At 40.7% G+C, this 23755-nt stretch carries 20 protein-coding genes, 1 tRNA gene and 1 pseudogene; 5 read left to right on the plus strand and 17 right to left on the minus strand.

Features of this window, described 5'->3' with window-relative positions; all coding sequences use genetic code 11:
- Window positions 1–52: 52 nt before the first annotated feature.
- Window positions 53–1636, minus strand: a complete 1584-nt coding sequence (prfC, locus tag H5163_RS06370) for a peptide chain release factor 3 (protein WP_145235504.1) — start codon at window positions 1634–1636, stop codon at window positions 53–55.
- A 262-nt stretch (window positions 1637–1898) separates the two neighbouring features.
- Here prfC and H5163_RS06375 point away from each other — a divergent pair, with 262 nt between their 5' ends.
- Window positions 1899–4580: a hybrid sensor histidine kinase/response regulator gene (locus H5163_RS06375; protein ID WP_182717137.1), complete on the plus strand. Its 2682-nt coding sequence runs from the start codon at window positions 1899–1901 to the stop codon at window positions 4578–4580.
- On the opposite strand, the gene rimI is transcribed toward H5163_RS06375, so the two are convergent.
- The 6 genes and pseudogenes from rimI to guaB form a co-directional block, all read right to left on the minus strand.
- Window positions 4566–5027 carry a ribosomal protein S18-alanine N-acetyltransferase gene (gene rimI, locus H5163_RS06380; RefSeq protein ID WP_182717138.1) on the minus strand — a complete coding sequence of 154 codons (462 nt, stop codon included), beginning with the start codon at window positions 5025–5027 and terminating at the stop codon, window positions 4566–4568. The genes H5163_RS06375 and rimI overlap by 15 nt on opposite strands.
- Window positions 5014–5322 (minus strand): hypothetical protein, encoded by a 309-nt coding sequence (locus H5163_RS06385; protein ID WP_182734704.1) that lies wholly within the window; start codon window positions 5320–5322, stop codon window positions 5014–5016. Before H5163_RS06385 ends, rimI begins: the two co-directional genes overlap by 14 nt.
- A 65-nt stretch (window positions 5323–5387) precedes the next feature.
- Window positions 5388–5464 (minus strand) — tRNA-Trp (locus H5163_RS06390).
- A 479-nt stretch (window positions 5465–5943) separates the two neighbouring features.
- A pseudogene (locus tag H5163_RS21505) lies at window positions 5944–6560 on the minus strand (MATE family efflux transporter).
- A 420-nt stretch (window positions 6561–6980) separates the two neighbouring features.
- Complete coding sequence (gene guaA, locus H5163_RS06400) at window positions 6981–8558, minus strand: glutamine-hydrolyzing GMP synthase (protein WP_145235498.1); 1578 nt, start codon at window positions 8556–8558, stop codon at window positions 6981–6983.
- A 103-nt stretch (window positions 8559–8661) separates the two neighbouring features.
- Complete coding sequence (gene guaB / locus H5163_RS06405) at window positions 8662–10131, minus strand: IMP dehydrogenase (RefSeq protein ID WP_149982073.1); 1470 nt, start codon at window positions 10129–10131, stop codon at window positions 8662–8664.
- 135 nt (window positions 10132–10266) lie between these two features.
- Here guaB and xseA point away from each other — a divergent pair, with 135 nt between their 5' ends.
- On the plus strand, window positions 10267–11601 hold the full coding sequence (gene xseA / locus H5163_RS06410; protein WP_182731777.1) for an exodeoxyribonuclease VII large subunit: 1335 nt from the start codon (window positions 10267–10269) through the stop codon (window positions 11599–11601).
- 6 nt (window positions 11602–11607) lie between these two features.
- Here xseA and H5163_RS06415 read toward each other — a convergent pair whose 3' ends face one another.
- Both H5163_RS06415 and cysE read right to left on the minus strand, forming a co-directional pair.
- Window positions 11608–12279, minus strand: coding sequence for a hypothetical protein (locus H5163_RS06415; RefSeq protein ID WP_182734706.1), 672 nt, complete (start codon window positions 12277–12279; stop codon window positions 11608–11610).
- 25 nt (window positions 12280–12304) lie between these two features.
- Complete coding sequence (gene cysE, locus H5163_RS06420) at window positions 12305–13123, minus strand: serine O-acetyltransferase (protein ID WP_145235490.1); 819 nt, start codon at window positions 13121–13123, stop codon at window positions 12305–12307.
- Window positions 13124–13461: 338 nt separating this feature from the next.
- Here cysE and H5163_RS06425 point away from each other — a divergent pair, with 338 nt between their 5' ends.
- Both H5163_RS06425 and H5163_RS06430 read left to right on the plus strand, forming a co-directional pair.
- The gene (locus H5163_RS06425; protein ID WP_182717228.1) at window positions 13462–13854 is read left to right on the plus strand and encodes a hypothetical protein; all 393 of its coding nucleotides are present in this window, start codon (window positions 13462–13464) and stop codon (window positions 13852–13854) included.
- Window positions 13855–13856: 2 nt separating this feature from the next.
- Window positions 13857–14177, plus strand: a complete 321-nt coding sequence (locus tag H5163_RS06430; RefSeq protein ID WP_016708636.1) for a helix-turn-helix domain-containing protein — start codon at window positions 13857–13859, stop codon at window positions 14175–14177.
- Between the two features lie 164 nt (window positions 14178–14341).
- Here the strand turns inward: H5163_RS06430 and H5163_RS06435 are convergent, their stop codons facing one another.
- Window positions 14342–17227: a pitrilysin family protein gene (locus H5163_RS06435; protein ID WP_182734707.1), complete on the minus strand. Its 2886-nt coding sequence runs from the start codon at window positions 17225–17227 to the stop codon at window positions 14342–14344.
- A gap of 247 nt (window positions 17228–17474) precedes the next feature.
- Between H5163_RS06435 and H5163_RS06440 the strand changes: the two genes are divergently transcribed.
- Entirely contained in the window at window positions 17475–18431 is a 957-nt protein-coding gene (locus H5163_RS06440) for a methylenetetrahydrofolate reductase (RefSeq protein WP_145235486.1), read from the plus strand.
- 112 nt (window positions 18432–18543) lie between these two features.
- Here the strand turns inward: H5163_RS06440 and H5163_RS06445 are convergent, their stop codons facing one another.
- The 7 genes from H5163_RS06445 to rplU form a co-directional block, all read right to left on the minus strand.
- Window positions 18544–19791 carry a DEAD/DEAH box helicase gene (locus tag H5163_RS06445; protein ID WP_182734708.1) on the minus strand — a complete coding sequence of 416 codons (1248 nt, stop codon included), beginning with the start codon at window positions 19789–19791 and terminating at the stop codon, window positions 18544–18546.
- A 97-nt stretch (window positions 19792–19888) separates the two neighbouring features.
- Entirely contained in the window at window positions 19889–20590 is a 702-nt protein-coding gene (locus tag H5163_RS06450) for a DUF3581 domain-containing protein (protein ID WP_145235481.1), read from the minus strand.
- 137 nt (window positions 20591–20727) lie between these two features.
- Window positions 20728–21105 (minus strand): DUF3718 domain-containing protein, encoded by a 378-nt coding sequence (locus H5163_RS06455; RefSeq protein WP_145235479.1) that lies wholly within the window; start codon window positions 21103–21105, stop codon window positions 20728–20730.
- A 79-nt stretch (window positions 21106–21184) separates the two neighbouring features.
- Complete coding sequence (gene folA / locus H5163_RS06460; RefSeq protein ID WP_182731782.1) at window positions 21185–21676, minus strand: type 3 dihydrofolate reductase; 492 nt, start codon at window positions 21674–21676, stop codon at window positions 21185–21187.
- Window positions 21677–21749: 73 nt separating this feature from the next.
- A complete protein-coding gene (gene cgtA / locus H5163_RS06465; protein WP_145235477.1) occupies window positions 21750–22904 on the minus strand; it encodes an Obg family GTPase CgtA in 1155 nt (384 codons plus the stop codon).
- Window positions 22905–23045: 141 nt separating this feature from the next.
- Window positions 23046–23303: a 50S ribosomal protein L27 gene (gene rpmA / locus H5163_RS06470; RefSeq protein WP_064665557.1), complete on the minus strand. Its 258-nt coding sequence runs from the start codon at window positions 23301–23303 to the stop codon at window positions 23046–23048.
- A gap of 16 nt (window positions 23304–23319) precedes the next feature.
- Complete coding sequence (rplU, locus tag H5163_RS06475) at window positions 23320–23631, minus strand: 50S ribosomal protein L21 (protein WP_006794538.1); 312 nt, start codon at window positions 23629–23631, stop codon at window positions 23320–23322.
- Window positions 23632–23755 lie beyond the last annotated feature (124 nt).

Consider the following 23755-nt stretch of genomic DNA (forward strand, 5'->3'; position numbering starts at 1 on the left):
ATTTATTACCTTTACCAGCCCGCGTTGGCGAGCTTTAAATTAAAATTTGAGTCTAATTTTCACGCGTGTGGTTAAATGTCACTTCTGGATAGCGCTCAATTGATAAGTTAAGATTTACACGACTCGGCGCTATGTAAGTTAAATTATCGCCGCCATCAAGCGCTAAGTTGCTTTCGCACTTACGTTTAAAATCTTCAAACTTTTTAACGTCAGTCGAACTTACCCAACGTGCGGTATTTACATTTACGCTTTCGTATAAAGCATCTACGTTATATTCTGCTTTCAAACGCGCTACAACCACATCAAACTGCAATATACCAACCGCGCCTACAATTAAGTCGTTATTAATAAGCGGTCTAAATACTTGTACTGCCCCTTCTTCAGATAGCTGCACCAAGCCTTTTAATAATTGCTTTTGCTTAAGTGGATCACGCAGACGAATGCGGCGGAATAATTCCGGCGCAAAGTTTGGAATACCAGTAAATTTAAGCTTTTCACCTTGTGTGAAGGTATCACCTATCTGGATCGTACCGTGGTTATGTAAACCAATAATATCACCTGCAAAAGCATCACCTGCACGCTCACGATCACCCGCCATAAAGGTTACCGCATCAGAAATACTGACTTGTTTACCTATACGCACATGGTTCATTTTCATGCCTTGGCTGTATTTACCCGACACAATACGCATAAACGCAATACGGTCACGGTGCTTAGGGTCCATATTCGCTTGAATTTTAAATACGAAGCCAGTGAAGTTCTCTTCTGTTGCAACAACAGTACGGTCTTCTGTTTCACGCGGTAATGGCGTTGGTGCCCACTCAGTTAGGCCATCAAGCACATGGTCAACACCAAAGTTACCAAGCGCAGTACCAAAGTACACTGGTGATAACTCACCCGCTAAAAATAGCTCTAAATCAAATTCGTGCGATGCACCAATAACAAGTTCTAACTCTTCACGCAGTTGCCCAGCAAGCTCATCGCCAATCGCTGCATCAAGCTCAGGATTATCAAGCCCTTTAATGCTGCGTACTTCTTGAATAGTATGACCTTGGCCGGTTTTGTATAACAAGGTCTCCCCGCGGTGAATATGATAAACACCTTTAAACTCTTTACCGCAGCCAATTGGCCATGTGATCGGTGCACAAGCTATATTTAGCTCTGTTTCAACTTCGTCTAACAACTCCATCGGATCACGAATATCGCGGTCACATTTATTCATAAATGTGACAATTGGCGTGGTACGTAAGCGCGTTACTTCCATTAATTTACGAGTACGATCTTCAACACCTTTAGCCGCATCGATCACCATCAAACATGAATCGACCGCAGTTAAGGTACGATAAGTATCTTCAGAGAAATCTTCATGTCCTGGGGTATCAAGTAAGTTTACTAGCGCTTTATTGTATGGGAATTGCATAACAGAGGTCGTGACCGAGATACCACGCTCTTTTTCCATTTCCATCCAGTCAGACTTGGCATGTTGATTAGAGCCACGGCCTTTAACGGTACCCGCTTTTTGAATAGCTTGTCCGAACAACAGTACTTTTTCGGTGATGGTAGTTTTACCAGCATCCGGATGCGAGATGATCGCGAACGTGCGTCGCGTATTGATTTCGTTTAATAAATTAGACATGTAAGCCGCTTTAAGTCATAACAAGGCGCAACCAAAAACAAACCTAAGCACAGGTCTTCGCTACGCACTGTAAATATAAAATAGAATTTGTTACATTATACCTTGTTTGTCTTAGCCAAAAAAGCAACGATTGCAAGTAATTAGCCGATAACTTGGTTTAAAATCAGCTCAACCCGTTTGCTGCAGCGAACGCACTAAACTTGTGTAATTTTACGCTAACGCATACTATTGATAGATTACATGGAGGATATTTTGTTTGGGTATGAGAACAAGTAAGTTAAGTATAAGATTATTATGGTATATCACGCCTTTGGTGATTTTACCGTTATTGTTTTTAGGTGGCTTTACTCTCACCAACGTTACCAGCTCCACACAAAAACAAGCCGAGCTCATTGTTAGCCGTTTTGTTGAACAGCAACAACAAAAAATGTTCAATTACATCGATTCATTCCACTCTACTACAAAGTTACTCTCGGCCTCCCCTGTACTAAGTGACTTTTTAGCAGATGACTTACGCGATAACGGCAATTACACCCGTCGTCTAGGCGCACTAATGGATGTATTTGCAAGCTATTCAGAAGCTTACCCCGATATTGTTAGCGTAAATTTAGTCTCTCCGGATGGTCAAAGCGACGCCTATTACTCCAGTAATTTAAATACCGCACCAACCAGCTATCCATTTTTCTCACAAGTTTTACAAAGTAACTTACGCCAACAACAGTTTATGGTGCAAAAACAAGATGGCACTACCAGTTTGTATTTTATTCAACGTATTTACAGTGCTGATTACTACCTTAAACGTCCGCAACAACTAGGGTTTATTGTGTTGCATGTTGAGCCATCGATTTTAAATACCAGCATTTTAGAAGCGCCCTATAACAATACCTTAAATTTATTACTGACCAGCAATGGCAAAATATTATTTAGCTCAGACTACAATAAGCGCGGTCAATATATTAGCGAATATGAGCTGCAACAAATTCACGACTTAGCCGATCTAGGTAAGCTCTCAACCATAGAGTTATCGAGTATTGATAAGGTTGAACGGATGATTTACGCCATCCAAATGAGCGGTGGTTATTATTATGTCTCGACCATCCCCAAAGCCTTGCTTTATCAATCCGGCAAAGCGATCAGTTTGATCACCGCCTTGATTGTGATTATTTCAGTGATCACCCTGCCGATGCTGATTTTTATTGTGGTACGTAATTTACTACTTAACCCAATTGAGTTACTTGGGGCAGCCAGCCATCGAGTAGGAGACGGCGATTTGTCGGTATATTTGCCTGCCCATAATAATGATGAGGTGGGGGTATTATTTAATGATTTTAATCACATGGTGAACCAAATTCGTCATTATCAAGACGAACTTGAAGAATATAAACATCACTTAGAAGATAAAGTCGAAAGCCGTACCAAGGCACTTGAAACCATGAATAGTCAACTCGAGGTGGCCATTGCCCAAGCGGAACAAGCGAACCAATTAAAAAGCCGCTTTTTAGCCAATATGAGTCATGAAATACGTACACCACTAACCGCCATCATGGGCTTTACTGAGCAGCTATTACACAGCCAAAATACAACCGGCGACGCTTGGCACCTAAATACTATATTACGTAACTCTAAACACTTACTTGAACTCATCAATAATATTTTAGACTTGTCGAAAATCGAAGCCGAAAAATTAGCTGTTGAAAAAGAACCGCTAGATATTGTGCAGTTAGTTCATGATATTGATTCGATTATTCGTCCTTTATCACAAGAGAAGAAACTTAACTGCAATATCAATTTTCACTTACCATTACCGCGTATAATTAATAGTGATAGCACTCGTTTAAAGCAAATTCTCATTAATATTGCCAGCAATGCAGTGAAGTTTACCGAGCAAGGTTTAATTGAATTAGATATTACCTATAACAGTGATTTACAACTCATAGAATTTGCCATTAAAGATAGCGGTATTGGCATGTCAGAGCGAGAAGTTGAACGGGTATTCAAACCTTTTGAACAAGCGGATACAACAACAACACGACGCTTTGGCGGCACTGGCTTAGGCTTATGTATTTCTAAAAATTTAGCACAATTGCTCGGTGGTGATGTTTATGTAACAAGCACGCCAGGCCAAGGAAGCTGTTTCTGCGTGCAAATTGCCTGTAACTTACCTGCTGATAAACAACAAACAGTGCCAATGCTGACTGAGTTAAGCCAATTAACTCCCGCTAAGGACTTACAGCTTTCATTCGCAGAAAATAGCTTTGATGCCAATATATTAGTCGCCGAGGATAACCCTGACAACCAAGTACTAATCAAGTTATTACTGCAAACATGGGGGCTTGAGCCTGATATAGCCAACAATGGTGCAGAAGCTGTTGAAATGGCGCTGGTGAATGACTATCAATTAATCATTATGGACATGCAAATGCCGGTAATGGGCGGCTTAGAAGCCACACAAATGCTCCGCCATGCAGCCTACGATGGGCCGATCATTGCACTTACCGCGAATGTAATGAAAGATGACGTAAACACCTATTTGCAAGCCGGTTGCGACGAAGCACTGGCTAAGCCTATCGATAAAGATGCCTTAGAAAGTGTGCTTGTTAGCTATTTAAATATTGAAAAAGACAGCCAAAATAAATGGGATAGCTTGCTAAACAGCGAAAAATTTCAACAGATCAACGACAACTATCGCTTAAAACTGCCAGGTTATTTAACCGACGTTACGCAGCTATACAATAATGGTGAGTGGGAGCAGCTCAGAGCACTGGCCCATAGTTTAAAAGGCAGTGCTGGTTGTTTTGGTTTTAGTAATATTCACCATGCGGCGGCCACACTTGAAGATAATTTACGTGGCCGTGATCACAACCGCCGTGATTATTTAGCACTGAGCTTAATTGAAGCTATAAAATATACCTTGCAACAAGAACAGTCATTAACCAAAAAGTAATGTCATTCCCATTAAGATAGCATCTTCATGGCCATTTTTTGATGGGTCACTACTTGGGTAGTAATTTTTACGTACCGACATTTCACTAAAGCCTGCCTGCTCATATAAGGCGATGGCACGAGTATTGGTTTCACGTACTTCTAAAAATAAGTTTTCAGCGTGATGCTTTTCGCCGTATTCAATAAACGCTGCAAGCAATTGTTTGGCAATCCCCTGCCCCTGAAAATCAGGTGCCACGCAGATATCCATTAAAGTAAAATCAGGCCCTGCTTTTTCACCGATATAAAAACCAATAATTTGCTGCTCATTAAACGCAGCTAAATTAAAGTAACGCCCAGCGAGACATGATTGCATAGTGTTTACTGTCCACGGATGAGTGTGACACGCGTTCTCAACACGCATCAGCGCATCAATGGATAATTCAGTAACAGATTCAAAGGTTATCAAGGTGTGTGCTCATCAGCGCCCATAGCGCGCGTTTATTATCAGCATTAAGCTGCTGGGTTGGTAAGCTCAATTGACCATCATGCCATGCAAGCTTATCGCTTTGCACTACTTGGCTAATTTTTAATGGCGCAATAGCGCGATTTAAATCAGCCAATAGCGTTGTACTTAGCTCTATATTTATCTGCGGCGCTGCACTTGGTGCATCAGAACGTTGTTCAGCGACTGGCTGTAATCGGAAATGCTGATTTAGTTCGAGGTTTTCTATACCAAAAATAGCTGCGTATCGTGGATGCATAAAAACTCAGTAGATTTAAACACTGGAACAATATAAGAAGTAATCAAGGCTATGTAAAGAAGAAGTGGCAGGGGCGGAGAGACTCGAACTCCCAACCATCGGTTTTGGAGACCGCTGTTCTACCAATTGGAACTACGCCCCTGCAATGACGACGAATTATAGAGAAGTTTCGCTAAAGGTAAAGAAAAAAATCACTCTTTTAGTTTAACTGCTTTTTAAATAAACAAAACGGCGAATTAGCCAACTAATTCGCCGTTTTTATAATTACTTACCTAAACTAGGATAAGCCTTCATATATATCCATGCTCAGCATTTTTTACTTTTTGCTACTCGCAGACGCTTTAGTTCAGCTTTGGCCCAGACTGAGGATTCGGCCATATCACAACGAAGCCCATGCTTCTTTTCAGTAGTAAGCGCGGTTAGGTTCAATTCTATTCACTTTTTATACTCAACTTGTTGTCCACTTTTAAAGCGTATCAAAACATGAGCGACCAGCTACATATCAAGTCATAGTAAGTGGTGCAGACTCTTGTTGTTAAAACACATAACTCGCTTTTGCCCCAAAGTTATTTAACGCTCGTCGATATAAAAATATCCTTACTATTTTGTTCTTATTGTTTTTTAAACGAAACTTTGTTGTTTATGCATGTACATAAAACCTTTCAGGTTGCTTAATAGCATCGGCAGTACGATCAATGCGAAGGCAATGTTAGATAAAGGGACGGCTAACCAAACACCATCGATACCTAGGTATTTCGGCAAGATGAATAGGAAAGGAAACTGTATCAACATATTGCCGACGGAAACAAACAGGGCTTGTCCGCTTTTACCAACGGCGACGAAGTAGATGGACGCCATGAATAAGAAGCCATCTAAAAACAATGCCATTAAGTGTAAACGAATACCGTTTTTGCTTGCTTCAAGTAATGCATCATTGCCTGTGGTAAAGATGCTGATAAAGATTTCTGGAAAAATGTTAAACAGTATTACCAAAGCTATACCGGACCCAACGGTAACAGAAAAGCCAGTTTTACGGTTTCGCTAATGCGTTTGTATTGCTTGGCGCCTAAGTAGTAACTCACTGGTGGCTGCAAGCCGCTGACTAAGCCTTCAGCGAAGAAGTAATAACAGCTCGCTAAGTAGCCAACAATCGCGAATGCGGCTAACTGCGTGGTGTCTCCGTAGGCCATAAATTGCATGTTATGGAACGCCATGACGAAGCTGAAGTAGATAAACATCACTAAGTTTGACGACCCTAATTGCACGATACGAGTGGCGATGGTCTTATCAAGTTGTTTAACCGATAGCTTGGTTTTAGCTTTTGACGACGTAAAGTAACGTATATCGGTAAAAAGCACCCTCTCGCTAAAGAAGATGTGTTGACTCTTTCGCAACTACAACAATATCGTCAGTTCGTACTATGTAACCGCTCAGGAGAAAACCGCGAAAATGCCCTAAGCCCAGATCATTTTGATTTAGACAGTTATTATTTGATTTGTGAATTGGTAACGCAGAATCAAGGCTGGGCCATATTTTGACTTATAGAACAAAGTGTCACAGCATTTTTTCAGTGATGTTCCGAACAAAAAAAGTCCGCAATTACGCGGACTTAATTAAGATTTAATGCCTGTTAGTGCCAGACGTTTCAGGCCTAAAAATTATTCCCACTCAATAGTCGCAGGTGGTTTTCCTGAAATATCGTAAACAACGCGTGAGATACCGTCGATTTCATTAATGATGCGGTTTGAAACCAGACCTAAGAACTCATACGGTAAATGTGACCAACGTGCAGTCATAAAGTCGATAGTTTCTACACAACGAAGTGAAACAACCCAATCGTACTTACGTGCATCACCCATAACCCCTACCGACTTAACCGGTAAGAATACCGTGAATGCTTGGCTTACTTTATGGTAAAGCTCTGCTTTGTGAAGCTCTTCAATGAAGATAGCGTCAGCACGGCGTAATAAGTCACAATACTCTTTTTTGATTTCGCCAAGTACACGCACACCTAGACCAGGCCCAGGGAACGGGTGACGATAAAGCATGTCGTACGGTAAACCGAGCTCTAAACCAATTTTACGTACTTCATCTTTAAATAATTCACGCAGTGGCTCAACTAAGCCCATTTCCATGTCATCTGGTAAGCCGCCCACATTATGGTGAGACTTGATCACATGCGCTTTACCAGTTGCAGACGCTGCTGACTCGATAACATCTGGATAGATAGTACCTTGACCTAACCATTTTGCATTTTTAAGCTTTTTAGATTCGCTATCAAATACCTTAATAAATGTATGGCCAATCGCTTTACGCTTGTCTTCTGGGTCTGATTTACCAGCAAGATCCGCTAAGAATAATTCTTCGGCATCCACTTTGATAATGTTTAGGCCAAACTTATTGCCAAACATATCCATTACTTGCTGACCTTCGTTTAAACGCAGTAAACCGTTATCAACAAATACACAGGTTAAACGGTCGCCAATCGCGCGGTGAATAAGCATAGCCACCACTGATGAATCAACACCACCAGATAAACCTAAGATTACTTCGTCATCACCCACAGTATCTTTAATGCGCTCTATGGCGTCATCAATGATTTTTGCTGCAGTCCACAGTTTTTCACAACCACAAATATCAATCGCAAAGCGTTCTAGTAAACGTTGGCCTTGATGGGTGTGGGTTACTTCTGGGTGGAATTGTACGCCGTAAAAACGCTTTTCTTCGTTAGACATTGCCGCATGTGGGCAAGTAGATGTTTTAGCAGTAGTTTTGAAAGTATCTGGAATTTCCATTACTTTATCACCATGGCTCATCCACACGTCTAAAATGCCTTCACCGCCATCGGTAATGCTGTCTTCAATGGCATCAAATAATGCACAGTTACCGACTTTTTCAACTTGCGCGTAACCAAACTCTTTCTTATCAGAGCTATGAACGCTACCGCCAAGCTGAGTAGCCATTGTTTGCATGCCGTAACAAATACCAAGTACAGGTACGCCTGCATTGAATACATACTCAGGGGCACGCGGGCTGTTTTCTAAGGTTGTTGACTCAGGGCCACCAGATAGAATGATACCTTGTGGATTGAACTCACGGATCTGCTCTTCCGTTACGTCCCATGCCCACAGTTCACAGTAAACACCAATTTCTCGCACACGGCGGGCGATCAATTGCGTGTATTGCGAACCAAAGTCTAAAATAAGAATTCGTGAATCGTGAATGTCTTTGCTCATTGAGGGTCTCGTTAGTCAAGAACTAGCACTCAGGTTACCTGAATGACTATAATAAATAAGGGCTAGCGAAGCTAGCCCAGTAATTTTAATAGATTTGAAGCTATTAACCTAAGCGGTAGTTAGGTGCTTCTTTGGTGATTTGCACATCATGAACATGTGACTCACCCATACCTGCTGAAGTAACACGTACAAACTGAGGTTTAGTGTTTAATTCTTCAATCGTGGCACAACCGGTTAAACCCATTGCGCTGCGCAGGCCGCCAACTTGTTGATGAATGATTGTCGCGATTGGACCTTTATAAGCCACACGACCTTCAATCCCTTCTGGCACAAGCTTGTCTGCTTGATTTGATTTTTGGAAATAGCGATCTGATGAACCTTCTTTTTGGTTCATCGCACCAAGCGAGCCCATACCACGGTATGACTTGTAGTAACGGCCTTGGTAAAGCTCGACTTCACCAGGCGCTTCTTCAGTACCCGCTAGCATTGAGCCAACCATCACACATGATGCACCAGCAACAAGTGCTTTTACAATATCACCTGAGAAACGAATACCACCATCAGCAATCACTGGAATGTCACGACCTTTTAGGCCATCAACAGCATCAGAGATAGCTGTGATTTGTGGTACACCACAACCAGTAACAATACGCGTAGTACAGATTGAACCTGGGCCAATTCCTACTTTAACTGCATCAACACCGGCGTCGGCAAGCGCAATCGCACCTTCAGCTGTTGCCACATTGCCAGCTACAATTTGTAGTTCAGGGTAAGTTTGACGAGTTTGTGCAACACGGTCGATAACACCTTGAGAATGACCATGTGAGGTATCAATTAGTAATACATCAACGCCCGCTTCGACTAATGCAGCAATACGCTCATCAGTACCTGGACCTACACCAACGGCAGCACCTACACGTAAACGACCTTGTTCATCTTTACATGCATGTGGTTTGTCTTGTGCTTTTTGATAATCTTTTACTGTGATCATGCCTTTTAATTTAAACGCATCATCAACAACAAGGATTTTTTCGATACGGTGTTCGTGCATTAATCCTAAGATTTCATCACGCGCTGCACCTTCTTTTACAGTGACTAACTTTTCTTTTTTAGTCATCACTGTTGAAACCGGTTGCTCAAGCTTGGTTTCGAAACGCATATCGCGGCTGGTAACAATACCAACAAGGCCGTTTTCAGCGTCCGTTACCGGAAAACCTGAAAAGCCTTTTTCTTCAGCAAGTACAATTGCATCTGCAATGGTTAAATCCGCTGTCACAGTAACAGGGAAAGAAACAATACCCGCTTCATACGTTTTAACTTTACGTACGTTTTTGGCTTGTTCTTCAATTGTCATGTTTTTGTGGATAAAACCTAAACCGCCCTCTTGCGCTAGCGCAATCGCTAAGCGTGCTTCGGTAACAGTATCCATAGATGCTGAAACTAGCGGCAAGTTAAGTTTGATACCACGCGTTAAGCGAGTTGAAATGTTTGCCGTGTGTGGCAAAACAGTAGAATGACCGGGTACTAAAAGTACGTCATCAAAGGTAAGAGCTTCTTTAGCAATTCTAAGCATTTTGGCAACTTCTCACATGTGGATCTTGTTTAAGGAATTGCGGCCAAATTTTATCAGCGTTGTGGGCACGAGTAAATAAGATTTCACAATTATTTATGATAAAATACCCCCATCATCGCTTTTTAGAGTCGCTTTATGGCCGTAACATCCCAGCAGCAAACGATTTATACCGTTTCTAGGTTAAATAGAGAAATAAGAACCGTACTCGAACAAGGATTCGCATCGTTAAATTTAACCGGCGAAATATCAAATTTCATTACACCAGCCTCTGGTCATTGGTATTTCACGCTCAAAGATGATCGCGCTCAAGTAAAAGCGGCGATGTGGCGAGGCAACAATCGAGGCCAACGCTATCGCCCTGAAAATGGCGCACAAGTGACAGTTCGAGCCCGAGTATCGCTGTATGAACCGCGTGGTGACTATCAGCTGATTGTTGAACACATGGAAGCTGCTGGCGAAGGGCAACTAAAGCAACAGTTTGATGAATTAAAAATGCGCTTAGCCGCCGAAGGTTTATTTAGCTCCGCCCATAAACAACCATTGCCTGGGGTTGTGCATCGTGTTGGTGTTATTACATCAGCCACAGGGGCGGCTATCAAAGATATTTTAACGGTACTTAAGCGTCGAGCGCCACAACTTGAAGTCGTGATCTACCCTGCTATGGTGCAAGGTAAAGACGCGCACCTACAATTAATTGATAAAATCAATATTGCTAATGTCCGCAATGAAGTTGATGTAATTATTTTAGGCCGCGGTGGTGGATCACTAGAAGATTTATGGTGCTTTAACCATGAGCTACTGGCACGCGCTATTTTTGCCAGTAACCTACCAATTATCAGTGCTGTCGGTCATGAAATTGATACCACCATTAGCGATTATGTTGCCGATGTGCGCGCCGCAACGCCAAGCGCGGCTGCAGAGCTTGTTAGCCCCAATAGCAGCGAACTTTATAATCAAATCCAACAACAATTAAATCGCTTAGCCAATGCGTTTAAACATCAGTTATCTGCAAAGCAAAGCGTTGCAACAGCACTTGAGCACCGTTTAACATTATGTCATCCGCGTAATCAGTTAAATCAACAAGCGCAACGTTTAGATGAATTGACAGTAGCATTACAGCAGGCGATACAAAATCGGCTCTATCAATATGAGCGCCGCTTAAATAATCTAACGCCGCGACTAATGCAGCGCTCACCAGATCGCAAAATTACTCAGGCAAGTCATCAATTACAGCAACTGCAAGGGCGTTTAACACAAACCATGCAGCAACAATTACACAGTGCCCAAAATACCCTCGCAATGCAGGCTAGCCGATTAGAATCGGTAAGTCCGCTCAATGTACTCGCTCGTGGTTATAGCATCACTAAAAATGAGCAAGGGCAAGTGATTAAGTCTATTAAGCAAGTAACTCAAGGTGATTTAATTGTAACCGAGCTTGCTGATGGCGTGATTCAAGCTCTTGTCAGCTGAGGCTCGTTATTCTGACTCAGTACTTAATAATAATGAAAAATCGCGATCGCTTGATTTTGAAGTACTGACTTTAAATTGCTGCCAAAAGTCTTGTTGTACCAACTTATCGTTGAGTTCGCGCCATTGGGTATGATCAAAATCATCTACATCCTTTGGCGCTGCAAGTTCAAATTTACATACCGAACTTTTACACTGCGCACTAACTAATTCAGGGGTGATGCCAAGGTCAGCAATCTGTAAAAAGTCTTTCATAGCAGTCTCGGTACGATAAGCCCACTCTTCATTGCGACTTTGCTCAGTAAACTTGTCTAGCAAAGCTTGTTCAAAATCGGACGGTGCTTGTAATTGTTGTTCGTAAGCTTTTACTAATTTTTGCTGTTGCAGTAACTCACGCTTGAGCTGTTGCACTTGTTGCTCAAGCGTTTGTTCATCCGTTGTTTGCGCTGATGTATCTTGGGCAGACGAGGTAATATCAGTCACTTGTTGAGACTGGGATACTGTATCTAGCTCTGCAGCTACGGTACTGGCAGGCATTATTTTGACTTCTTGTTCAAGTACCTGTGTTTGTGTTGTAGTCACAGGAGCTGCTTCGTCAGAGCTCAACGCAAAATAACTCCACGTTAGAACAACACCTGTGATAAATGCTAACAACAGCGAAAATGGATCATTTTTACTCATACTTAATTCCTTTTAAGTTTTTTACTTAGAGCATTGCACTGGTGTGTGATTCGTTTTGCGGCTCATCAACCTCTAAAAAATTCTGATTCATACTTTTCGCTGGACAGGGGCAATTTGGTTTACCAACAATTTTAGCTGGTACGCCTACAACCGTGGTGTGTGGTGGTACGGCGCTCAGTACCACTGAGCCTGCGCCAATTCGGGCGCCCTCGCCGACCTCAATATTGCCGAGCACTTTAGCCCCAGCACCAATTAAAACACCGGCGCGAATTTTCGGATGACGATCGCCTTTTTCATTACCAGTACCACCTAGAGTAACTGATTGTAAAATAGAGACGTTATCTTCAATAACAGCTGTTTCACCAATCACTATACCAGTTGCATGGTCAAACATAATACCATGGCCGACTTTACAAGCAGGATGGATATCAACGCCAAATACTTCTGAGGTACGGCTTTGAATAAAGCGAGCGAGCTCTTTACGGTTTTGTAACCATAAGCAATGGGCGAGTCGATGTGCTTGAATTGCATGGAAACCTTTTAAATTTAATATCACAGTTAAATATGTATCGGCAGCGGGATCACGATCTTTAACGGCTTTTATATCATGGGCAACATGAGTAAGCATTCGATCACATTCAACAAAAGCCTGATCAAATAACTCCCGGATAGTAAATGCAGATACCACAGCATCAGATAACTTATTGGCAACGATAAAACTCAACGCAGACCCTAAACACTCATGATTTAAAATGCATGAATACACATGACTTGCTAATAGAGGTTCACGGGTAACGACTTCTTTTGCTTCGGTGCGGAGCTGTTGCCAAATTTCATGACGCATAGGACGGCCTTAGATTAATACGAAGATAAGCTTTTATGCAGTTTAACGGATTTCAAGTCAGATGTGTTAACGCTGCGGTTATTTGTTCTAGTTATTAGATATAACTAAATTTCAAAATCATTCTTTAATAATCTCATTATAGTTTTACATAATGAGTTACGACAGTAGATAAAATTAACGTGTAGCCATAAAAAATATAAAACTTTAAAATTCAATAACTAAACATCAATGACAGTTATACTGTCATATGACAAAATAACAACTGGCGTAAAGCTGACGGCGTAAAAAATAATAATAAACGCTAAATTAGCATCATCAACTTAATAAGGAATACGATGATGAACAATGACATACTCAATACAAAGAAACTAGGCTATAAATTTTACTTTCAAGATGGCGACGATCAAATAGCCTGCTTTGGCAGTTACTTCACCGGTAAGGAAGAAGTCTATATTAATGATGAGCTAGTTAGTGAAAAGCGAAGTATTAATGTCACAAGTAAACACCAATTTGAACTATCAGGTAATACTTTTAATGTTAAGTTTGAAATGCACAATATTTTAACTGGTAGGCTTGAGTGCTCACTGTTTAAAAATAAAAAGTTAGTTAAAAGCTTAGAGCAAACAACTTTATTTAGTAACCCTAAAAAATCAGCTCTTTTTATTGCAGGGTGTTTTGTTGTTGGTTTTACTGTTGGGTATATTATTTCAACATTAGCTTTGGGGAAATAATCATGCAATTAAACCCCAAAACTATAAAAGCATTAAGGCAAAAGCTTGATTGGACTCAACAACAGCTTGCAGATGCCTGTGACGTAAGTTTACGAACTATTCAACGGGTAGAAAAAGAAGGTGCAGCGTCTAAAGAAACCACCATGGCCTTGTGTGCAGTGTTAGAAGTACGTCAAGGTGAGTTAATAAAACTTGAGGAAAATACAGTTTCAGTTGCTCAGACACATACTTTAAATACGCAAAGTATCACAACAATTTTAGCGCTGTCGTCCATTGCCAGCTTTGCGCTTGGCATGATCACCGTGTTTTTAATTATGAAATAAGGAGATTTAAACTATGTCAAAGGAATCGCGAGGACACATCACCTTACTGCTTATCGTCAGTGCAATTATACTTTTTGGATTAGGTGTAAAAATTGGCGCAATGTTATAAAAATGCCCCAAATTTGGGGCATCTAAATTAAGCTTCTTAGTTATTTAAATGCTCGTTATTCAAACACCTTATCTACAGCAAGTACTTCAATATTTTTCGCTGGTATTGCCAGTTTGTAATTAGCGATTACTTTATCCTCAGCAACTAATTCAGCTGGTTTCTCTGCATTATATACCATAGGGGATGTTTGCTCTGACGCTAGGCGCTTTTGCATATCTTTTCCGTCGCCGGTGATAAACACATACTGAATATCATCCGTTTGTAAGTTCTCTTTTATGACACGATTTACATCAGCTACTGTCAGTTTTTCAAGCTTGCTCGTTACATACTTTACGAAAGTATCGGTGTTGTAAAACTCACTATCTAGCGCATACCCTAATTGACGGTTTTGGCTTGCTACCATTTGCGGCACAAAGTTAATTAAGAAGTTACGCGTTGCGTCAAAGTCTTTTTCTGTCATGCCATTTTTGATTAGCTTATCAAGTTCAAATAAAGCGGTACGCGTTGCAAAATGAGCGTCATTGTTCGAGCGCAGCGGGCGAAGCCATACTTGAAATATTTGCTCAGAGCGGCCTAAGTTTGCATCAGGCTTAGTCTGGAACATACCTCGTGGGAAATACTCAATATACGCGTAATCGCCGTAGTTCATACCGCGGGTTTGACGAATGCGCTCATAAAGATATGAGTTTGAACTGCGGTGCTCGCCAAAGTATGAGCGAACTAACCACAGTGCCGTCCAGTCTTCACTACTACGAATGGTATCAATTGGGAAGCCAAACGATACCGCAGTCGATTGCGCTGATTTTTCTACAATTGTAGCGTGATGACCTTTTAGCGCTGGTGCATCAGGAATCGATAAACGACTTTGCTGACCTTTAGGCAAAGCGCTTAAATCGCTAAACATGGTTGCTTTAAGTGATTCAGGTACTGCGCCAATTAAACCGACAGTCAGTTTAGCTTGAGTAAATTCTTTCGCATAAAACGCTTTCACGTCATCAAGTGTTAATGCTTCTAAATCAGATAGATCACCGTAGTTATAGCTCTCATATGGGTGACCTTGATACAGCTTATGATAAAGCACTTCTTTACCTAGCTCTTCGTCATTTGAGGCTTTTAGGCCAGATTTTATACCGTCGATGAGCTCTTTCTTAAGGCGTTTAAAGTCATCTTCTCTAAAGCCAGGATTTAGTAACTGCTCACTAACCAGTGCATACCATTGTGCAGCGTTATCTTTATGGACACGCCCTTGTAGCGAAATCATTTCTTTATCTATCTGATAACCAAAGCTACCTGCCAATGGATAAAGTGCCTGTTTAATGTCGTTGTAGCTCTTCGCCTGTGAACCACCTTGAGCAAGCATGGCCGCAGTGAGTGCAGCTACGCCTTTTTGACCTTTAGGATCAGCCGCAGCACCGGTATGGAATAACCAGTTAATATCAATCAATGGCGAACTATTGGTTTTATCTAGCACTTTAAAATGACGCTGTTGCACAGTTTGCTTGCTAGCAACGAGAGTGTTTAAGTCCACTTCTTGTTCAAAGCCAGCCACTTTATCCAGTGCAGACATAGTCACAGTAGTACGACCACTGTCTACAAAATACTTATTAGCAATGTCTTTAATATCTTGCGCGGTGATGCTATCTGCCGTTGCATATAACTGATTGACGACTTCTGGATCGCGCTCAAAATGCATATAACTGGCAAGGGTTGAACCTATAGCTTGTGATGAGTCTAGGCCGTTAATAAAGCTGTATTTAAGATTGGATTTTAAATCAGCTAGCTTTTGGCTATCAACCAACTCAGTGCGAGCTTTTGCGTAGGTGCTATTAATTGCATCACGAGCAACCGCTAAATCAGCCTCATTTTCAACTTTCACAAAAACATGTAATAAGCCGGGATCTTTGGTATCAGGGTTATAGCTAAACATTTGGCTAGCAATTTGTTTATCAACCACTAACTCTTGGTAAAGCTCTGAGTTGGTTGAAAAATAAAGCTGTGACAGTAAATCAAGCGCGGCTCTGTCTTTTTGTTTTGGCTGCCAGGCTGTGCCTTTATAAGATACTAATAACCAATGCCCTGGTAAGCCTTCGTTTTGCTCATGTATATATTTCGCCGCTTGCTGTTTTGGTTCGGTTGGAATATCAGCAACGAAATCGCCTTTTTGCCATTGGCCCCAGTGTTTTTTAACCATAGCCATAGTTTCAGCTGGATCAACATCGCCTACAATCACTAATGACACATATTCAGGTTTATAAAACTTAGCAAAAAACTCTTTACCGTATGCCATTTGATCCGGCATGGCTTCAATATCTTCAAAAAAGCCCATGGTGGTATGTTTATAAGTATGTTTTTCGAATGCTTCATTACGTACTGCAGAAAGTAACTTACGAACCGGGCTGGCATTATTTTTAAGGTATTCGCCTTTAACTGTTAATGCTTCGGTACGAAATTGCTCTTCTGAATAAGTCAGGTTTTGAAAAATATCCGCTTCAATTTCAAGTACTTTATCAAGATGTTGCTTTGAAAAGTTTAAGTGATAGTTAGTGTAATCATTGGTTGTATAAGCGCGATTATCAACCCCAGAATTTTTTAGAATATCAGAATACACATCTTGCGGATATTTTTCAGAGCCTTTAAACATCATGTGTTCAAAAAAGTGTGCAAAACCGGTTTTACCTGCTTCGACTTCATTACGAGAACCGACAGACACTGGAATTTGTAGTGATACCACATCAGGGTAATCAGTTTTCACCACCATAACGCGTAAACCGTTATCAAGCTCTTCTAATAAATAATCTTGTGAGAACACCCGATCATTACTACTGGCAACCGTTGACTGTTCAATCTCAACCTCTTTGACCATGTTTGAGCCGCTGTTATTTGCACAGCCGCCCAGTGCAAGCGTTACCGCAAGGCTCGTTGCTAATAATTTAAATTTCATTGCTATCCCTTGTTAGTTGAATAAATTTCTTGTTTTTAGTCATCCGATTATGCAACAAAGCAAGTCAATATAAGACCCCTGAGGTAATAAATTATGTAAACAGTTGTGTATCAGAGAACTCTTCATTCAGAGCAACATGAATAAAACTCACCTTCGTTGAAAAAGTTTCACTAAAAAAATCTATCTAGACGTCTAAATGGCTGCTATATTATTTGCCATAGACACTAACTTAGCTGGAATGAGGATTATGGCTTTATCACTACAAGAGAAAATTGAAGACACCAATCAGGGTGTGTACTTAATTGGTACCACCCCACCACGTATTGGTACTGATAAAGCGCAGCTTGAAATTATCGCACAAAAGCTCTTAGCTCGTTTGCATGAAATTGAATACGATGGCGTGATTATTTATGACATTCAAGATGAAAGTAGTCGCACTGAGATGCCTCGCCCTTTTCCGTTCAAACAAACAGTAGATCCTCGAGAATACAGTAACTTACTACGTAATTTATCGCATCAAGAAGTGATCACTTATAAAAGTGTTGCACAGCGCGGTGTGGCCGAATTTAAACAGTGGTTAAGCGAAACTAAAAACCAGTTTAATTTAAAAAACCTAGTATTAGTCGGTAGTCCATCATCTGACGGGGATATTAAATTAAGCCTGCCTGATGCTTATAAAGTCTTAAGCGAACAGCCTCAAGACTTCTTTTTAGGAGGCGTTACCATTGCCGAGCGCCACGCAAGTAAACGTAATGAACATGAACGCTTACTTGAAAAAACCACGCAAGGCTGTAAATTTTTTATCTCACAAGCTGTGTATAACGCGCAAGCAACCGTGGATTTGATCACCAGTTATGCGCGCAGCTGTAAAGCTCAAGGTATCGAACCTAAACGTATTATTCTAACCTTTACGCCCTGCGGCAGTGAAAAAACCTTAGAGTTTATGCAATGGTTAGGAATTTCCGTACCTGATGCAACTAAATGGCGGATGCTTGATTCGCAAAACCCACTGAGTGAATCTGTACGTATTTGCCGTGAAAACTTAGATTTAATACTAAGAAGTTGCGCGCATTTAGACGTGCCACTGGGGTTAAATATTGAAAGTTTAACCAACCGTAAAGAAGAAATTGATGCATCTATTAATCTTTACCGCTTATTAAAAGCGACGATGGAATTAAACTTAGCTGAAAAACAAATTGCGTAAGTATCCGTTTTTATAATTTATCACTCAAAGTAAGCATATCCGTTTGCTTATTTTGAGCTTGATAATAAATACTATATTATGCAATGAATTAATAAGTCACGACTGAGAACGATTATTTGCGTCTTCTGTTTGGTGTTTTTTGCCCTGTAATACGTTTTTTGTCGCGCTCTTTACGTGATTTATTGGTGTTTTTACGGTTGTCTTTTGGCTTTTTATTTGGATCAGGTTCATAGCCAGCTAACCACTGCGGCGTTAGACGAGTATCAAGCAACACTTCAATTTCTTCAAGTAACCACTGCTCGTCAAGGCTGACTAATGACATCGCTAAGCCTTGCTCGCCAGCGCGCCCTGTGCGGCCAATACGGTGGACATAATCTTCAGCTATATAAGGTAATTCAAAATTAATCACATACTTTAACGAGACTATGTCTAGACCTCGAGCTGCAACATCGGTTGCCACTAGCACACGAGTGGTACCTTCTTTAAAATCTTGCAGTGCTCTATCACGTGCACCTTGAGATTTATCACCATGAATTGACTGTGTTTTTAAGCCATCTTTACACATTTCTTTGGCGAGTTGATCGGCCATTTGCTTTGTGCGAGTAAAGATCAGTACTTGGCGCCAGTTTTTCATGCCAATCATGTGCGAGACAAGCTCACGTTTACGGTCTTCATCAACCGCGTAAATGATTTGCTCAACTTCTACAGCCGCAGAATTACGTTTATTGACTTCAACAAGTTTTGGATCTTTTAATAACTTTTTACTGAGCTCAAATACACTATCGTCAAAGGTCGCTGAAAATAGTAAGGTCTGACGATCACTGGGAACATGGCGCAATATACGTTTAATTTCGTCAATAAAGCCCATATCAAGCATGCGATCGGCTTCATCAAACACCAGTGAATCAACACTTGATAGCTTAATGCTGCCTTTGATTATATGATCAAGTAATCGCCCTGGCGTTGCCACTACAACTTGTGCATCTTTCATGGCTTTAATTTGCGGGCCAATACTGGCACCACCATAAGCGAGTGCACCTTTAATATCAGTACCTTGCGCGTATTTTTCAAAGCTACCGAAGACTTGCTGAGCAAGCTCTCGAGTTGGTGTCAAAATAAGTACTCTAGCAGTACCCGGCTCATCTTTACTTGGTGTATTAAGTAATTTATGTAACAGAGGTAATACAAAAGCAGCTGTTTTACCTGTTCCTGTTTGTGCACTCCCCATAACATCATGACCAGCTAAAATCAGCGGAATAGTTTTTAACTGTATCGCCGTAGGGGTATGATATTCATTTTGTTCAAGTGCATTAAGCAGTACAGGATCGAGTTTTAACTCAGAGAAAGTAGTCGCAGACATAAGTTTAGCTTTGTGTAACAAATAATGGCGCTATTGTACGCCCAAAGCGAATAACAAAAAAGGCGCTTTGCAGCGCCTTTCTAAGCTTGCTAAATGTTCAAGCTGGTTTGAGGGTTTCTTTTCGTTGGTTATAGAACGTAATTAGATCATCCACCGTATCTTGGCAATATTGTTGAATACCTGATACCAACATGTGCTTTTCACCACAGCCGACTTTTACGCCATTTTCTAACAAGTTAAAACGCAATGTGATTTTTCCACGCTTGCCTGTATATTCAAAACTCGGCTCTGCGTATTCTAACGTAGGTGCATGGATCTCTAATGTATCGAGATTAATCAACATTGACTCATAGATAACCATAGGGCGAGCTGGATTGATCATGACATCTTGCTTGCCCATAAGTGGAATAATAACATGCGGAAAAGTTGTACCTGAAAACTCAACGTAATTTTTTATTAGACTATCTGTGAGTGTTTGGCACTGGCTAGTTTTACCTTCGCGCTTAACCTTCAGCATGACTTTATCGCCACTGGTAATATCAAACTCATCTGCCCCCTCAGGGAAGTTGAGTTTGGTATTCTCATCAACCATGCCGGCAAAGGTAAATTCCATTTTTTCACTGATGCCATAACGACTTAATACCAATGAAAATAATAAATCTCCAGGCACACAAAAACGTTTTGCATCTTTATCATGAAGTGGATTGTAATCATCAGCAACGCACTTTGCGAAACGACACCCTTGTTCACGAGAAATAGAGACATAGTCAGCATGTTGCTGATAAAAAGGACTTAACATAGTTGTTCACTGCTTAAACTGCTTATAACCTGCCTATTCTACCAGATAAAATTACAATAGAGGTCGAATCTGTTAAACTTTTGTTTCAGATACAAAAAAGCCGCGATATCGCGGCTTTTTTAATGATTTATTATAACTTATAAACCAGCACGTTCTTTAATAGCTGGTATTAATGCAGAACCGCCATGACCATTTGCTTCGGCCCATGCTATGTCAGCTCCATCTTCTAAAGAGCTTTTAGATAAGTTTTTCACAATGTATTCACCAGTATCAACTGCATTACTGGCAACCGCATGGCGTAGCAAGTTAAGACCATTACATTGTACTGCATCATAAATATTACGAATTTTCACACGTGAGCTTTTTAATTTATCACGTAGACGGTTTTTATCATCCGCAGCTATGTATTCACAGATTGAAACAGCTAACTGATCATCCGCTTTAACTGGCGCGCTAAAAGCAACAGAACCAGAAATAACAGCTGCAGCAATAACGAGTGTTGATAATTTAATCATTTTATACCCTTGTGTAATACTTTATAACTACCTTAGTTGTTTAATATTGTATCAACCTATAAGCTTAACCGCAATAATGTTACTTAACTTTATCCAATGTGACGAATTTATAACCATAAATGTTTTTATCGTCAGGTTGATTATACAGCTCTTCTACAACTTGCCAGTTTGCTGATTGTTCATAATCAGGGAACTGAGTATCCCCTGCAACATCAAGGTCAATAAACGTTAAATAAAGTGTATCGGCACTTTTTAAAAATTGTTGATATATATTCCCGCCACCAATCACCATTACCTCATCAGACTCACACAGCAATGAAATTGCGGCTTCAGGAGATGTTACTACATCAACCCCAACTGCAGTATAGTCTGTATTTCGGCTAATAACGATGTTGCGTCGACCAGGTAAAGGGCGACCAATTGACTCAAATGTTTTACGTCCCATGATCACGGGCTTATTCATTGTAACCGCTTTAAAATGCTGTAAATCAGCAGGTAAATGCCATGGCATATCATTATCTTGGCCAATCACTCTATTTTTAGCCATAGCTGCAATCATTGAAATTTTCACATTAAAACCCAATACTTTTTTATTATAAAAAGAAAAAGGAGCACCAGCTCCTTTTAAAATATTTTACTTTAGTCTAACGCTCATAGACAACTTCAACGTCATAATCGTCATCATCCCAACTATCCCAGTCGTCGTCATCATTCTTCTTAGTGGCATCTTTATGATAAGTATCCCATTTGAATTCAACTTCTTCATCTTCAACTGGTACAAACTTTTCTTTTGGCATGCTATCAAGTAGCGTCATGATGTTATGAATTAATGGCTGAGTATTTAGCTTATTAATTGCAGAAATATGATAAATATTTTCAGTCTCGCCTAACTCTTCAGCGATTTGCTCACATAGCTCCTGAGCTTCATCTTCAGGCAATAAGTCTATTTTATTAAAGACTAACCAACGTGGTTTTTCAGCCAGCTTCGGGCTGTACTGATGCAACTCATTGATGATCGCAAATGCATTATCTACTGGGTTTGAACCATCGGCAGGCATAACATCGATAATATGCAGTAATACACGGCAACGCTCTAAATGTTTCAAGAAGCGAATACCCAAGCCAGCGCCATCAGAGGCACCTTCAATTAACCCTGGGATATCTGCAATAACAAATGATTTATTTGCTTCTGGACGTACCACACCTAAATTTGGAATCAGCGTAGTAAATGGGTAATCAGCTACTTTTGGTTTCGCTGCCGATACACTACGAATAAAAGTAGACTTACCTGCATTTGGCAAACCTAATAAACCAACATCAGCTAATAATAATAGCTCTAGTTTAAGGTTACGTACTTCACCCGGTGTGCCTAATGTTTTTTGACGAGGCGCTCGGTTAGTACTTGATTTAAAACGCGCATTCCCCAAGCCGTGGAAACCGCCTTTTGCAACCAAAATTCTTTGACCATGTTGAGTTAAATCACCAAGACCTTCTTGGGTATCAACATCCATGATCCGAGTACCTACAGGCACCATCACATATAAGTCATCAGCCTTTTTACCGGTACAGTTACGACTGCGGCCATTAGTACCACGTTCAGCTCTATGAAAACGCTCAAACTGATAATCGATTAGGGTATTTAAGTTTTCATCAGCTTGTAGATAAACACTACCACCATCTCCACCGTCACCGCCGTCTGGTCCACCATCTGGGACATATTTTTCACGACGGAAAGATACGATGCCGCTGCCACCGTCTCCAGCTTCTGCGCGAATTTCTACTTCATCTACAAACTTCATGATTACTCACTTTAGGGATTGGCTTGTTAATTTCACTATTATATACCTAAGCCAAGCTGATTGCAGGCTTGGCTTAGGTATATATTTATTTTCAAAACAAAAAACCCCGCAAAGGCGGGGTTTTTTAAGAACCGATTCTGATTACTCAGATACGATGCTTACGTATTTACGGTTTAAAGGACCTTTTTGTTCAAACTGAACTTTACCATCTGCTTTTGCGAAGATAGTGTGGTCTTTACCGATACCTACGTTTGTGCCAGCATGGAATTTAGTTCCACGTTGACGAACAATGATGCTACCCGCTAGAACTGATTCGCCACCAAAACGCTTAACACCAAGGCGTTTGCTTTCTGAATCGCGACCGTTACGAGTACTACCAGCTGCTTTTTTATGTGCCATTTCTAAGTACCTCTAATTAAGCGCTAATGCCAGTGATTTTAACTTCTGTGAACCATTGACGATGGCCCATTTGCTTACGAGAATGCTTACGGCGTCTAAATTTAACAACCTTAATCTTCTCACCGCGACCATGTGAAACAACCTCAGCTGTTATTTTACCACCGTTTACGAACGGTACACCGATCTCGATTTTCTCACCATCAGCAACTAAAAGTACTGAATCAAATTCAACTGCTGCACCAGTCTCAACGTCTAATTTCTCAAGACGAATTGTTTGACCTTCAGTCACACGGTGCTGTTTACCACCACTTTGGAAAACCGCGTACATAATTAACTCCGTCTGTGCGCCCTCAAATCGACGCAACTAAAATATTATTCAATAGGGCGCGAAGTTTACGCTAATGTGCAAAAACTAGCAAGCCTGTTTTATTAATTAAATGAATAAAAAATAG

Source organism: Pseudoalteromonas sp. SG44-8 (assembly GCF_014164125.1).
Classification (GTDB): Bacteria; Pseudomonadota; Gammaproteobacteria; order Enterobacterales; family Alteromonadaceae; genus Pseudoalteromonas; species Pseudoalteromonas rhizosphaerae.